The organism is Modestobacter italicus, assembly GCF_019799965.1.
In the GTDB taxonomy this organism is placed as follows: Bacteria; Actinomycetota; Actinomycetes; order Mycobacteriales; family Geodermatophilaceae; genus Modestobacter; species Modestobacter italicus_A.
Genome location: NZ_JABGCJ010000002.1, coordinates 1 through 13,546 on the forward strand (window position 1 = coordinate 1; position 13,546 = coordinate 13,546).

The window sequence follows — 13,546 nt, forward strand, 5'->3', positions numbered from 1 at the left end:
CCGCGGGGGGCCCAAAAAACCGAACCCCACCCCCCAACCCGGGGCCCCCCCCCCCGGGGGGGCGCGCCCACCCCCCCACCCCCCCCCCCCCCCCCCCCCCCCCCCCCCCCCGGGGGACGGCGGCGTTCGTCGTCTCCGGGCGACACGCACACGAGGACTGCTGAGACAGGTGGGGCCCGTGTGTCATGAGTTGCCGTCCGATCACACATCGTGATGACCGGCCGGAGGTGTAGACGAGTGTCCCGGCGCTTCCTCGTGGCGCGCCGGGGTGTCGCACCCGCGGTCGTACGTTCCGGTCCGGAGAGGTGGGCTCGGCTGGGGAAGGTCGAGCGCACCTGGGGGACGGGCGCGAGAGGTGGTCGGGGAACCGATGACGGTCCAGCGAGCAGCAGGTTTCCGAAACGGGATCGACGTGCGGGTGCGGCTGCGCCCCGCGACGGCCGCGACCGACGGCACGTTCGACGGGGCGTGGTGGCCGCGCAGCCGGCTGCTGTCGGTCGAGCTGCCGGAGCTGGTGGCGGCGCTGGACAGCCTCGGCGTCCGGATCGACCGCTTCACCTACGCCGTGGGCGCCTGGGACGAGGCGCCGGCCCGCAAGGTGGTCATCGGCGGCCGCACCGTGCGCACCGGCGGGTTCGCCAGCATGGACCAGCAGCTGGTCTCCCTCACCGTCGACGGTGAGCGCCGGGTCGACCTGCTGGTCGTCCCGCCGGAGGCCGACGCGCTGACCGGCGTCCGCGCGCTGCGGCTGGCCGGGCTGCGCGAGGACACCGGCTCGCAGCGCGGGCTGGTCGCCACGGGCTCGCGGCCCCAGGTCGTCCCGCTCGCCGGCGTCCGCGCCGGCTGACCGCCTCCCCGCAGGTCAGCTCGCGCCGGTCAGTGGCCCGGCGGCCCAGCGCTGCACCTGGCGGCGGGTCGTGAGCCGGACGACGGCCAGGTCCGGGTGCTCCCGGCGCAGGGCGCGCACCCGCTCGGCGGCGCCGTCGTGCGTGCGCCAGGCCCAGCGCACGATGTGCTCCGGGTCGGTGAGCACCGTGTGCAGCGGTGGTTCGACGTTGCCGTTCCACAGCAGCTCCCGGCGCAGCCGGCGGCGCAGCGTGCGGACGACGACCTGGCGCATCACCGTCGCGCGGGGGAGGTCCAGCCAGACCAGCAGGTCGGCCCGCTCTGCCAGCAGCGGGCGCACCGGCCCGTACTGCCACTCGGTGACCCACGTCGGCGCGGCGGTGAACCGCCGGACGTCGTCCTCGAACTCCGGGCGGGGCACCCAGCCCGGGCCGTGGAAGAGCGCGTCGATCTCGACGTGCGGCAGGTCCAGCACGGCAGCGATCCGGGCGGCCAGCGTCGTCTTGCCGGCTCCGGACGTGCCGGCCACCAGCACCCGGGACGGGCGTCGGGGGAGCCGGTCGTCCGGTCCCAGCAGCGGCACCGGGCCACGGTAGCCGCCTCGCGCTACGCCGGGAGCGGATCGGCTGGACGGCGGCCGGGCCGCTGCGCTGAGGTCGGGCCATGCGACTCCTCGTCCTCGGCGGCACGCACTTCCTCGGCCGGCACGTCGTCTCCGCGGCGCTCGAGCGCGGGCACGAGGTGGCGACCTTCACCCGCGGGGTCTCCGGTGCGCCGCCGGAGGGCGCCCGGGTGCTGGTCGGCGACCGGGACGACCCTGCCGCGCTGCCGGCGGCGCTGGACGGCTGGGCTCCGGAGGTGGTGGTGGACACCTCCTGCCAGACCCGGGCGGCCGCCGAGCACGCTGCGGCGGCCCTCGCCGGCGTCGCCGGGTACGCGTTCGTGAGCAGCCTGAACGCCTACCGCACCTGGCCGCCCGGCCCGATCGCCGGTGAGGACGAGCCGACCTGGGACACCGACGAGGACGCCTACGGGCCGGACAAGGCGCACGCCGAGCGGGTGCTCGCCGCAGTCCTCGGCGACCGGTTCCTCACCGCGCGGGCCGGGCTGATCGTCGGCCCGCACGACCCGCTGTACCGCCTGGGCTGGTGGCTGGACCGGATCGCCGCGGGCGGCCGGGTCGTCGTCCCGGCCGACGCGCTGGGCCAGCCGATCGCGCTGGTCGACGCCCGGGACCTGGCCGGCTGGCTGGTGGAGATGGCCGAGCGCGGCCAGGGCGGGCCGGTGAACGCCACCGGGCCGGCCGGCATGACCACGTTCGGTGGCCTGCTGGAGACCTGTCGCGAGGTGACCGGGGGCGACGCCCAGTGGGTGCCGGTGCCCGACGCCGGCCTGCTGGCGGCCGGCGTCCAGGAGTGGACCCACCTGCCGCTGTGGTTGACGGCCGAGGTCGCCCGCACCGCCTGGGACGTCGACACCACCCGCGCCCGCGAGCTCGGCCTGCCCTCCCGGCCGGTGCGCGACTCCGTCGCCGACACCTGGGCGTGGATGCAGGTCGCGCCGCGGCCCGAGCCGCCGGCCGGGCGCACGCTGCCGGGCCTGCCCGCCGAGCTGGAGCAGGCGCTGCTCGCCGGCGCGGGTTGACCCGGTCCGGGGTGGGTGGAGCCGCGTGCGCACGCGGCCCCACCCAGCCCGGGGCGGCTCAACCCCGGCGTCGGGCCCGCAGGATCTCGTCGGCGTGGTGGTGGCCGCCCTGGTCGCCCGACCGCGGCCGGGACTCGGCGGTCACCAGCTCCCACTGCGCCGGATCGAGGTCGGCGGCGACCTGTGCGGCGGTGGCGAACCGGTCCCCGCCCCACATCGCGGCCCGTTCCTCGTCGTAGGGGTGGCCCACCCACAGCAGCGTGCCGCCGGGGGCGACGCCCGCGGCCAGCCGCGGGACCAGCTCGTGCCGCAGCACCTCCTCCGGGTGCAGGAAGTGGGCGGTGACCAGGTCGTAGGCCTGGGCCGGCGGTTGCCACGTGCCGACGTCACCGCGGACCCACTCCACCCGCTCGGTCAGGCCCGCGGCGGCCGCGTGTTCGGCTGCGCGGGCGAGGGCCACCTCCGACCAGTCCAGCCCGGTCACCTGCCAGCCCTGGCCGGCGAGCCAGAGCGCGTCGCCGCCCTCGCCGCAGCCGACGTCCAGCGCGCGTCCCGGCGGCAGGTCGGCGGCCTCGGTCACCAGGGTGGCGTTGGCCCGCCCGCTCCACAGGGCGGGGGAGTCGCGGTACCGCTGCTCCCAGGACGCCAGGTCGTGCCCGGCGGACTGCTGGGTGTGCTCGTGGTCGTGCACCGTTCCTCCTCAGATCCCGTGCCGGCGGTCGCCGAGCACCTGGTCGCACAGCTCCCGCTCGCCGGCGGCGGAGAAGACCTGCCGGGCCGTGGTCGCCCGCCGGGCCGCCACGGCCAGCCGGGTGTCCTCGGCGATCAGGTCACCGTTGAGCCCGGCACCGGCCTTCAGTCCTGCGGCGGCGGCGCCGATCACCTGCGCCATCAGGTCGGTGACGTTGCCGGCCACCCACACCCCGGGGACGTCGGTCGAGCCGACCGGGGTCGAGGGGACGGCGCTGCCCACGACGCGCCCCATCACCTCCAGCGGCTCGACCGGCAGGCCGAGGGACTGCAAGAGGGCGGACCGGGCGGTGAACGTGGGAGCCACGACGAGGGCGTCGCGGGCCACCACCTGACCGGAGGTCAGCCGGACGCCGGTCAGCCGGTCCCCGTCGGACTCGACGGCTGCGACCGCGCCGACGACGACCGAGATGCCGCGGGCCGCCAGCTGCTCCCACTCGTCGTCGGTGGGCTCCGCCTGGGCGTGCAGGAAGAGCGTGACGTCCTCGCTCCACTGTCGCCACATCAGCGCCTGGTGGACCGACATCGGGCTGGTCGCCAGGACGCCGATGGCCTGGTCGCGCACCTCCCAGCCGTGGCAGTACGGGCAGTGCAGGACGTGGTTGCCCCACAGCTCCCGCACGCCGGGGACCTCGGGCAGCTCGTCGACCAGCCCGGTGGTCACCAGCAGCCGCCGGCCGTGCACCGCCCGCCCGTCGGCCAGCTCCACCCGGAAGCCCCCGTCGACCGGGGTGGCGGAGACCGCGTCGCCGTCCAGGAACTGGCCGCCGTAGCCGGCCACCTCGCCCCGGCCGATCGCCAGCAGCTCGAGCGGCGGGATGCCCTCGCGCCCCAGGTAGTTGTGTGCGTGCGTGGCGGGGGCGTTGCGGGGAGCTCCGCCGTCCACCACCAGCACCGACCGGCGGGCCCGGGACAGGGCCAGCGCCCCGCTCAGCCCGGCCGCCCCGCCGCCGATGACCACCACGTCGTACCGCTCGTCCATGGCTGCACTCCTCGCCCTCGTACTCGCGGCCACCGGTGGGTGTCCGCGGTGTCGAGAGTGCGCCGGGGAGTGCGCGAACGACAAGAAAGCTTGCCGATCCGGCAAAGACCGGTGGGTGAGTGGGTGGGCGGGCGAGCCGGGTCAGGCGCGGCGGTGGCCGGCGGGAACGCCGTCGTCGCGGGGCGACAGCGGTGCGACGGCGTTCGGCACGGCCACCCCCTCCTCGGCGGCGAGCGCCCGGGCCTCGGCGGCGAGCGCCCGGGCCTCGGCGGCCAGTGCGTCGGCCCGCTCCTGCGCCCGCTCGCGGCGGTACTCCCGGAACGACCAGACGATCGCGGCGGCCCAGGTCAGGTAGACCACGGCCAGGACGGCGCGCCGGACCGGGTCGCTGGCGCCGATCCAGTCGCTGCCGAGCAGGCTGGTGGTGTTGGTCAGCACGATCATGCCGCCGACCCCGGCGCCGAGCAGCCGCGGCGGGACGAACCGCACCAGCCAGGCGGCCAGCGGCGCGGCGACCAGGCCACCGGCGAGCAGGCCGAGCACCCAGAACAGGTTGATCCCCTGGTTGCCGAGGGCGAAGAGGAACCCGAGGCTCGCGGCCAGGGACACCAAGAACTCGGAGGTGTCGATCGAGCCGATCGTCTTCCGCGGCTCCATCCGGCCGCTGGCCAGGATGGCCGGGGTGCTGACGGGGCCCCACCCGCCTCCGCCGGTGGCGTCGATGAAGCCGGCGGTCAGGCCGAGAGGGGCGAGGAAGCGGGTGCGCATCGGCTTGCCGAGCTGGCGCTTGTCCAGCCCGCGCAGGGTGAACCGGACCAGCAGGTAGAGGCCGAGGCCCAGCAGGATCAGCGACATCGCCGGGCCGGCGATCGCGGTGGAGACGTTCGACAGCACGGTGGCGCCGACGAAGGCGCCCACCGCCCCGGGGACGCCGATCTTGGCGACGACCTTCCAGTCGACGTTGCCGAACTTCCAGTGCGACAGACCCGAGGCCAGGTTCGTGCCGATCTCGGCGAGGTGCACGGTGGCCGAGGCGGCGGCCGGGTTGGTGCCGATGGCCAGCAGCAGGGTCGTCGAGGTGACGCCGTAGCCCATGCCGAGGCTGCCGTCGACGAGCTGGGCGCCCAGGCCGGCGAGGGCGAGCAGGATCAGGGTCTTCACGAGGAGGGTGCTCCGGGGTCGTGGCGCCGAGCGCGGCGGAGCGCGTCAGGCGGGCTGGACGAGGGGCGCCGCGAACGGCGCTCGGGTCAGCGGCCCGGACAGGTTGCGGTGGCGACCCGGAGCAGGTCGACGTGCAGACGGCTCACCAGCAGCTCGCCCGGGAGGCCCGGGAGCGAGGGAGTCGTCGGCACGGGGCTATTCCTACCATCCCGGTGGGGATTGTGCGCAACGAGCCCGGCGTGGCGCCGGTCACCCGGCCAGGACGTCGTCCCGGATGGTCAGCCAGGCCACCGCGGAGCCGGCCACCATCAGCCCGGCGCAGACCACCATGGCCGTGGTGAACCCGGCGCTGAACGCCTCCGAGCGGGCGTGATCGGCCCCGGAGAGCCCGACCGCGACCGGCAGCGCCGCCACCGCGAGCAGGTTGGCCGCGCGGGCGACCGCGTTGTTGACCCCGCTGGCCACGCCCGCCAGGTGGTCGGGGGCGGCGCCGAGCACGGTCGCCGTCAGCGGGGCGACCAGCGCCGACATGCCCAGGCCGAACAGCACCGACCCGGGCAGCACGTCGAGCCAGTACGCGCCGCCGTCGCCGGCCCGGGTCAGCCAGAGCAGGCCGGTCGCCGCCACGAGGGGGCCGACCGTCATCGGCCGCCGCGGCCCGATCCGCTGGGCCAGGGCTCCCGCCCGCGCCGACAGCAGCGTGATCAGCAGGATCGAGGGCAGCATGGCGGCGCCGGCCTGCGTGGCGCTGTAGCCGAGCACGGTCTGCAGCTGCAGCACGAGGAAGAACTGCAGGCCGCCCAGTGCGCCGTAGACGGCCAGGGTGCTCAGGTTGGCCCCGCTGAACTGCCGGTCGGTGAACACCGTCAGCGGCAGCATCGGCTCGGCGGCCCGCCGTTCGCGGACCACGAAGGCGGCGGCGGCCAGCAGCCCACCGGTCGCCGTGAGCCAGACGTCCGCGCCGATCTGCTCACCGGCGGCGATGAGCGCGTAGGTCACCCCGCCCAGCGCGAGCGCGCCGAGCACCGCGCCGAGGACGTCGAAGCGCCCGTGCGCGGCGGGGTCCCGGCTCTCCGGCAGGTGCCGGGCGGCGGCGAGCACCAGCACCGCCACCGGCACGTTCACCCCGAACACCCAGCGCCAGCTCACCGTGTCGATCAGGAACCCGCCGAGGAACGGGCCGAGCAGCCCGGCGAGGCCGCCGAGCGCCGACCACAGCCCGATGGCGCGGGCCCGGTCGGCGCGGCGGAAGGAGGACTGGATGATCGCCAGGCTGCCCGGGGTGAGCAGCGCGCCCCCGACGCCCTGCAGCGCCCGGGCGCCGACCAGCTGGACCGGGCTCTGCGCCAGCCCGCAGAGCAGGGAGGCGACGGCGAACCAGACCACGCCGACCAGGAACACCCGTCGGCGGCCGTACCGGTCGCCGAGCGCGCCGCCGAGCAGGATCAGCGCCGCCAGCGCCAGCGTGTAGCCGGTGACGGTCCACTGCAGTCCGGACAGCGAGGCGCCGAGGTCGGCCCCGATGGCGGGCAGGGCCACGTTGACCGCGGTCGCGTCCAGCAGGGCCATCGCCGAGGCGAGCACGGTGGCCACCAGGACCCAGCGGCCCGGTGCCGTCCCCAGGGCGACCGGCTCGGCGGGCTGCGTCGGGGGAGTTCCCGCCGGCGTGGGCGGGGACTCGGTCACACCGACCTTCCTAGCCGACGCTCGCCCGGGCACGGGAGGGGCCAGGACGAGGGGCTCGTCACTCCTCCGGACCGCGGGAACTGGACGGCGTCGGCGGACGACTGTCCCTGCGTGCACGTCAGAGGATGCGAGTGGGGACCGGTGACCGGGTGAGGCGGATCGCCGCCGCCGTCCTGCTGCTGTGCGCGCTGCTCGGCGTGGGCCTGGCGGTCGACGTGCTCACCGCCCGTCCGGCCGCGGCGCACGCGACCGTCACGACGACCAGCCCCACGGACGGCGCCCGGCTGGACGAGGTGCCGGCCGAGGTGACGATCTCGTTCAACGAGTCGGTGTCGCTGGGCGCCGGCTACGCCCGGGTGCTCGACGGCGCGGGCGAGCGGGTGGACACCGGCGCCGCGGAGGTGCGCGACGCGACGGTGACCGTGCCGCTGCGCGACGACCTGCCCGACGCCGGCTACGTGGTCACCTACCGCGTGGTGTCCGCCGACTCCCACCCGGTGTCCGGCGCCTTCTCCTTCGTGGTCGGGGACGCCGAGCCGGTCGCCGCCGGGTCGGTGGACGTCGAGGACGACGTGGACCCGGTGATCGGCGTGGCCCTGCCCGCCGCCCGCTGGCTGGGCTACCTCGGGCTGGCGCTCGGGCTGGGCGTGCCGCTGACGCTGGCCACCTGCTGGCCGGCCGGCTGGCGGGTGCCGCTGCTGCGCCGGGCCACCCTGGGCGGGCTTGCCGCGGTGGTGGTCGGCGCCGGGCTGGTGGTGCTGCTGCAGGGCCCCTACGCCGCCGCGTCCGGGATCGGCTCGCTGCTGGACCCCGAGCTGCTCGGCACCACGCTGGGCAGCACGTACGGGCGCACCCTGCTGCTGCGCGCGCTGCTGGCGGCGCTGCTCGGCGTCGTCCTGGCCCTCGGCTGGCGGCGTCCGGCTGCTCCCGGCGTCCCCGTCCTGGCCACCGCCGGCGTGCTCGGTGCCGGTCTGGTGGTCGCCGTCGCGGCCGTCGGGCACCCGGTCGCCGGCGCGACGCCGGTGCTCGCCGTCGCGGTGGCCGCCGTGCACGTGGCGGCGATGAGCGGCTGGCTGGGCGGGCTGGCCGCGCTGTTCGGCGGCGCGCTGCGCGGCGGCACCCCGGCCGGGGAGCTGCTCGCCGCCCTGCCGCGCTGGTCCAGGCTGGCCGCCGGCCTGATCGGCGCGCTGGTGGTCACCGGCGTGCTGCAGTCGGTGCGCGAGGTGGGCTCGTTCGCCGGTCTGGTCGACACCAGCTACGGCTGGGTGCTGCTGGGCAAGCTCGCCGTGGTGCTCGTCGTGTTCGTCGCCGCGCTGGTCAGCCGCGACTGGGTGCAGCAGCGGCTGGGCGCGCGCAGCCGCCCGGGCCGGCGGGTCGTCGCCCAGGCGTTCGCGGCAACGGCGGACACCCCCGTCGACGAGCAGCCGGAGCACCTGGGGGTGCTGCGCCGCTCGGTGCTCGTCGAGCTGGCCGGCGCGGTCGTCGTCCTGGCGCTGTCGGCGGTGCTGGTCAGCCAGCCGCCGGCCACGGCGGCGCTGGCCGTCCCGGTCGAGGCGACCCTGCCGCTGCAGTCCTCGTCGGGGACGGCGGGCACCGGCACCGTGCAGGTGTCACTCGACCCCGCGCGCCCGGGCCCGACGTCGATGCACGTCTACCTGTACGACGCCGAGGGCCGGCTCACCCAGCCCCAGCAGATCTCGGTGACCCTCACCGAGGCCGCGCAGGAGATCGGCCCGCTGGACGTCGAGCTGGCCGGCGCCGGCCCGGGCCACTACGTCGGCGACCCGGTGCTGCCCACCGCCGGCACCTGGACCCTCGCGGTCTCCGTCCGGCTGGACGAGTTCACCGCCGTCACCGCCAGCACCGCCTTCCCGGTGCGCTGAACCCTGAGAAACCCCGATCGAGGAGCTCCGTTGTCCCTGCGCATGTCCCACCCCGTCCGCCGTCCGGCCGTCGTGCTGCTGTCCGGGGCCGTCGCGCTGACCGGTCTGCTCGCCGTCGGCGGCGGGGTCGCCTCGGCCCACGTCACCGTCTCCTCGGGCGACGCGGCCCCCGGTGGCTACGGCAAGCTCACCTTCCGGGTGCCCAACGAGAGCGACGTGGCCAGCACGGTCGCGCTGCGCATCCAGGTGCCCACCGACACTCCGCTGACCTCGCTGCGCGCCCAGCCGGTGCCCGGCTGGACGGTGTCGCTGACCCAGACCCAGCTCGACCCGCCGGCCGAGGTGCACGGCGAGACCGTCGACCAGGCGGTCTCGGTGGTGGAGTACCGCGCCGAGGACGGTGGCGGCATCGCCCCGGGGCAGTTCCAGGAGTTCGCGCTGTCCGGCGGGCCGTTCCCGGACACCGAGAGCTTGACCTTCAACGCCGTGCAGAGCTACAGCGACGGCACCGAGGCCGCCTGGATCGAGCCGACCGTGGACGGTCAGCCGGAGCCGGCGCACCCCGCGCCGGTGCTGACGCTGTCGGCGGAGGGGGCCGCTGCGGACGCCCACGGCAGCACGGACACCGCCACGAGCGACACGGCGACCGACACCGCGGCGGCCGACAGCGCGGACGAGGGCGCCGACGGGACCGCGGTCACCGCGCTGGTGCTCGCCGTCCTCGGGCTGCTGGCCGGGCTCGGCGGTCTGTTCCTCGGTCTGACCGCGCGCCGACGTACCGTGTCCTCGTGAGCTCTGCGACCCGTACGGCCCGGCGCGGGGTACCCGCGCTCCTGCTCGCCGCCGGCCTGCTGCTGGCCGGCTGCGGTGGTGACGCCGAGGCGGACGCCGGTGGGCACGACCACTCCGGCGACCCGCCCGCGACCCTCGCCGAGGACGACGGCGGCTACGAGGGCCTGCACCTGGCCGACCCGTACCAGAAGCCGGAGTTCACCCTCACCGACAGCACCGGCGCGCCCTTCGACTTCGCCGCGCAGACGGCGGACGGGCCCACCCTGCTGTTCTTCGGCTACACGAACTGCCCGGACATCTGCCCGACGACGATGGCCGACGTGGCGCTGGCGCTGCGCACCGTCGACCCGGCGGTCGCCGAGCAGACCAACGTCGTCTTCGTGACCACCGACCCGGCGCGGGACACCGGCGAGGTGCTGGGGGAGTACCTGGGCCGGTTCGACGCCGACCTGCCCACCTCCTTCGTCGGGCTGACCGGCGACCAGGTGCAGATCGACCAGGCGCAGCTGGCCGCGGGGGTGCCCCAGGCCGAGGCGAACGGGGAGCAGCACTCGGCGATGCTGCTGCTGTACGGCACCGACGGGGAGGCCGACGTGGCCTTCAACGCGGGGAACAACGCCAAGGACATCGCCCACGACCTGGCCCTCGTCGCCGCGGAGTGACCGGCTCCCGACTCCGGACGGCGGCCGGCCGGGCAGCGGTGGTGCTGCTCGGCCTGCTCGCCACCCTGGCCGTCGCCGCGCCGGCGTCGGCGCACGTGGGGGGCGGCGCCGCGGGCAGCGACTTCGACGCCGCGCTGCACTCGGTGTCCCCGGAGCTGCCGGGGGTGGCGGTGCGGGTGCTGCAGTTCGGTGACGAGCTGGAGGTGGTCAACGACACCGGCACCGAGCTGACCGTGCCGGGCTACTCCGGTGAGCCCTACCTGCGGATCGGCCCGGACGGCGTCTGGCGCAACGCGCTGAGCCCGGCGACGTACCTGAACCTCGACCGCTACGGCCGCACCGCCGTCCCGGACGACGTCGACGTGGTCGCCGCACCACGCTGGGAGCAGGTGTCCACCGAGCCGGCGTACGCCTGGCACGACCACCGCACGCACTGGATGACCCAGGGGCAGCTGCCGCCGGTGGTGGCCGCCGCACCGGACCGGTCGCACACCGTCGCCGAGTGGGCGGTGCCGATGGCGCTGGGCGGCACCGAGGTGACCGTGAGCGGGGTGCTCACCTGGAGCCCGCCGCCACCGGGGTGGCTGGTCTGGCCGGTCTACGTGCTGCTGCTGACCGGCACGGTGGCCGCCGGGTGGCTGGCCCGCAGCGCCCGGCCGCTGGGCGGGGTGCTGGCCCTGGCGGCGGTCGCCTCGCTGTACCACGCGCTGACCACGCCGGTGCCGCCCTCGACGGTCTCCTCGCACGCCGGGGCGATCGTCGCAGGCCTGCTGCCGGCGCTGCTGGTGCTGCTGGCCGCCGGCATCGGGGTGCGGGCCGCCCTGCGGCAGCGCGGCGTGCTGGCCGGGCTGATGGCCGTGGTGGTCGGCTGGCTGCTGCTCGTGCAGGGCGTGCCCGACGTCGACGTGCTCTGGACCGCGCACGCGCTGGCCACCGGACCCCAGCTGCTGGCCCGAGCGGCGGTCGCGGTGCTGGTCGCCGTCGGCCTGGGACTGGTGATCGGTGGTGCGGGCGCGGCCCGGCGGTTCCGGGACGACGCCCGGGCCGTGCCGTCGCCGGCCGCCGGCTGACCGGTCGCCGGGTCGACATCTCGACTCCGGGGTCGGGGCTCCAGGGTCGACATGTCGACTCGGAACCGATCGGACTGCCGATCGCGCCCGATCCCGCCCGGTCTCGACCGTCTGACGAACGACTTCACGGCGTGTCCCCACGAACACGCCGAGCAACGAATTACAACCTTGTCACTAGATGTTTCCATGGCTGCCGAACCGATCCGGGCCATGGGGGACACCGGAGGTGATCGAGAGGCAGGCACATGGGCTCGAGGCACGCCGGCGCCACCGTCCGCACCCGCGGACGTGCGGTCGCACCGTCCTCGAGCTCCACGTCCACCGGGTCGCCCTCGCGGTCGCGGTCCTCGCGGTCGCTGTCCCCGCGGCTCCCGGCCCCGAGGCCCCCGGTCCCGGTGTCGCCGTCGACGAGTTCCGTGTCCACGGGCTCGGTGTCCGCAGGTTCGACGTCCTCCGGTTCGGTGTCCTCAGGTTCGCCGTCCTCCGGGTCGTGGCCGATCGCGCTGCCGCCCGCCCCGCGTGCCGTCGCCCGGCGGCGCCCGGCGGCGCTACTCGCGGCGCTGGTCGTGGGTGCCGCGGTCGCGCTGATCGGGACGCAGGCCCTGCCGACCGCCGACGCCCGGGAGTCGGTCGTGGCCTCGGAGCTGCTCGGCTCGGACGCCGAGGGGCTGGAGACCGAGCTGAGCCCGCAGCTGGCGATCACCGAGGTCGAGGCGCGCGCCCGGCTCGCCGAGGTCGCCGCCTCTCGTGCCGCCCGGGCCGAGCGGGTCGCGCAGGAGCAGGCCGCTGCCGCCGAGGCGGCCGAGGCGGCGGCAGAGGCCGCCCGACCGAAGGCGGTCGCGCCGGTCGACAACGCGCGGCTCACCAGCTGCTTCTGCCAGCGCTGGGGCACCATGCACTGGGGCATCGACCTCGCCGCCCCGATGCTCACCCCCGAGTACGCGGCCGAGGACGGCGTGGTGCTGCGCGCGGGTGCGGCCAGCGGTTACGGCCTGGCGGTCTACATCCTGGGCGTGAGTGGCGACGTGACCGTCTACGGCCACATGGAGAGGATCCAGGTGGAGGCCGGCGACGTGGTCAGCGCCGGGGACCAGATCGCGCTGCTGGGCAGCCGGGGCCAGTCGACCGGCCCCCACCTGCACTTCGAGGTGCACTCCGGCGGCATGGACGGCAAGCGTGTCGACCCGGTGGGCTGGCTGCGCGCCCGCGGCGTCGAGCTCTAGCGGGGAGCCCGGCCTCCCCGTCCGGGGACCGTGCGGAGAGCGGGGTCCCTCCTCAGGCCTCGCGGGACCAGGCGGTGACCAGGGTCGGCAGCACGAGCCCGACGTGGAACGGCAGCAGGAGGGCGCCGATCAGCACCCCGGTCCCCGGGGTGGGCCAGCCGGCGACCACCCAGACGAAGACGGCGACGAGCTCGGCGGTCAGCAGGCCGAAGCCGATCCGGTAGGCGCGCGCGTAGGCCTCGCCGCGCAGCTGCCACTGGCGCTCGTCCAGGGCGTCGGCCGGCAGCTCCTCCACCCCGCGGGTGCTGCTCTTGAGCATGCCCAGGCACAGCACGAACGCCACCAGCAGGACCGCCATGCCCACGGCGAAGAGGACCAGTGCCGGTTCGGCGAGGAGGAACAGGGCCGCCTCGGCGACGAGCAGGCCGCACATGCCCGCCACCAGTCGGCGGCGGATGCGGGGGGTGCGGATCGACTCGTACCGCGGGTCGTCGAGGCGTGCGGCGCGGCGCTGGGTGCGGGTGGGGGTGCTCATCGGGACTCCTGGGTGCCGTAGACCTGCTCGGACAGGGTGCGGAACGGGGTGAGCGAGAAGACCGCCTCCATCGGGAGGCCGAAGACCGCGGCCAGCCGCAGCGCGAGGGTGGCGCTGGGGCTGTACTCGCCGCGCTCGAGGTAGCCGATCGTCTGGTAGTGCACGCCGACGGCGTCGGCCAACTCCTGCCGGGACATGCCGCGCTCGGTGCGCAGCAGGCCGAGCCGGTTGTACAGCTGAGGCTCGTCGGAGCGTTTGCGCGGCGGCATGTAGCAAACTTACAACAGATCGACGTTGACGCGCTACCCCGAG

The 13,546-nt window shown here is 75.9% G+C and carries 15 protein-coding genes; 7 read left to right on the forward strand and 8 right to left on the reverse strand.

Annotated elements, in window-relative coordinates:
* The first annotated feature begins 370 nt into the window (after positions 1–370).
* Entirely contained in the window at positions 371–847 is a 477-nt protein-coding gene (locus HLA93_RS04010; RefSeq protein ID WP_222193022.1) for a DUF5994 family protein, read from the forward strand.
* Between the two features lie 15 nt (positions 848–862).
* On the opposite strand, the gene HLA93_RS04015 is transcribed toward HLA93_RS04010, so the two are convergent.
* Entirely contained in the window at positions 863–1,429 is a 567-nt protein-coding gene (locus HLA93_RS04015) for a hypothetical protein (protein ID WP_222193023.1), read from the reverse strand.
* A gap of 80 nt (positions 1,430–1,509) precedes the next feature.
* Between HLA93_RS04015 and HLA93_RS04020 the strand changes: the two genes are divergently transcribed.
* Positions 1,510–2,490 carry an NAD-dependent epimerase/dehydratase family protein gene (locus tag HLA93_RS04020; protein ID WP_222193024.1) on the forward strand — a complete coding sequence of 327 codons (981 nt, stop codon included), beginning with the start codon at positions 1,510–1,512 and terminating at the stop codon, positions 2,488–2,490.
* Positions 2,491–2,548: 58 nt separating this feature from the next.
* Here the strand turns inward: HLA93_RS04020 and HLA93_RS04025 are convergent, their stop codons facing one another.
* From HLA93_RS04025 to HLA93_RS04040, 5 genes are all read right to left on the reverse strand, one after another.
* A complete protein-coding gene (locus HLA93_RS04025; protein ID WP_308127931.1) occupies positions 2,549–3,181 on the reverse strand; it encodes a class I SAM-dependent methyltransferase in 633 nt (210 codons plus the stop codon).
* A 9-nt stretch (positions 3,182–3,190) separates the two neighbouring features.
* On the reverse strand, positions 3,191–4,222 hold the full coding sequence (locus HLA93_RS04030) for an NAD(P)/FAD-dependent oxidoreductase (protein WP_222193025.1): 1,032 nt from the start codon (positions 4,220–4,222) through the stop codon (positions 3,191–3,193).
* A gap of 141 nt (positions 4,223–4,363) precedes the next feature.
* On the reverse strand, positions 4,364–5,383 hold the full coding sequence (locus HLA93_RS04035; RefSeq protein ID WP_222193026.1) for a sulfite exporter TauE/SafE family protein: 1,020 nt from the start codon (positions 5,381–5,383) through the stop codon (positions 4,364–4,366).
* Positions 5,384–5,469: 86 nt separating this feature from the next.
* The gene (locus HLA93_RS22170; protein ID WP_368858258.1) at positions 5,470–5,574 is read right to left on the reverse strand and encodes a putative leader peptide; all 105 of its coding nucleotides are present in this window, start codon (positions 5,572–5,574) and stop codon (positions 5,470–5,472) included.
* 58 nt (positions 5,575–5,632) lie between these two features.
* Positions 5,633–7,069: an MFS transporter gene (locus HLA93_RS04040; RefSeq protein WP_308127932.1), complete on the reverse strand. Its 1,437-nt coding sequence runs from the start codon at positions 7,067–7,069 to the stop codon at positions 5,633–5,635.
* A gap of 149 nt (positions 7,070–7,218) precedes the next feature.
* Between HLA93_RS04040 and HLA93_RS04045 the strand changes: the two genes are divergently transcribed.
* The 5 genes from HLA93_RS04045 (at position 7,219) to HLA93_RS04065 (ending at position 12,699) form a co-directional block, all read left to right on the forward strand.
* The gene (locus tag HLA93_RS04045; RefSeq protein WP_308127933.1) at positions 7,219–8,952 is read left to right on the forward strand and encodes a copper resistance CopC/CopD family protein; all 1,734 of its coding nucleotides are present in this window, start codon (positions 7,219–7,221) and stop codon (positions 8,950–8,952) included.
* Positions 8,953–8,982: 30 nt separating this feature from the next.
* A complete protein-coding gene (locus HLA93_RS04050) occupies positions 8,983–9,744 on the forward strand; it encodes a YcnI family copper-binding membrane protein (protein ID WP_246625816.1) in 762 nt (253 codons plus the stop codon).
* The gene (locus HLA93_RS04055; RefSeq protein ID WP_222193028.1) at positions 9,741–10,406 is read left to right on the forward strand and encodes an SCO family protein; all 666 of its coding nucleotides are present in this window, start codon (positions 9,741–9,743) and stop codon (positions 10,404–10,406) included. The genes HLA93_RS04050 and HLA93_RS04055 overlap by 4 nt, the downstream gene beginning before the upstream one ends.
* Positions 10,403–11,476: a hypothetical protein gene (locus tag HLA93_RS04060; RefSeq protein WP_308127934.1), complete on the forward strand. Its 1,074-nt coding sequence runs from the start codon at positions 10,403–10,405 to the stop codon at positions 11,474–11,476. Before HLA93_RS04055 ends, HLA93_RS04060 begins: the two co-directional genes overlap by 4 nt.
* A gap of 461 nt (positions 11,477–11,937) precedes the next feature.
* A complete protein-coding gene (locus HLA93_RS04065; RefSeq protein WP_222193029.1) occupies positions 11,938–12,699 on the forward strand; it encodes a M23 family metallopeptidase in 762 nt (253 codons plus the stop codon).
* 52 nt (positions 12,700–12,751) lie between these two features.
* On the opposite strand, the gene HLA93_RS04070 is transcribed toward HLA93_RS04065, so the two are convergent.
* On the reverse strand, positions 12,752–13,234 hold the full coding sequence (locus tag HLA93_RS04070; protein ID WP_222193030.1) for a hypothetical protein: 483 nt from the start codon (positions 13,232–13,234) through the stop codon (positions 12,752–12,754).
* Positions 13,231–13,503 (reverse strand): helix-turn-helix transcriptional regulator, encoded by a 273-nt coding sequence (locus tag HLA93_RS04075; protein ID WP_222193031.1) that lies wholly within the window; start codon positions 13,501–13,503, stop codon positions 13,231–13,233. The genes HLA93_RS04070 and HLA93_RS04075 overlap by 4 nt, the downstream gene beginning before the upstream one ends.
* Positions 13,504–13,546: the final 43 nt, after the last annotated feature.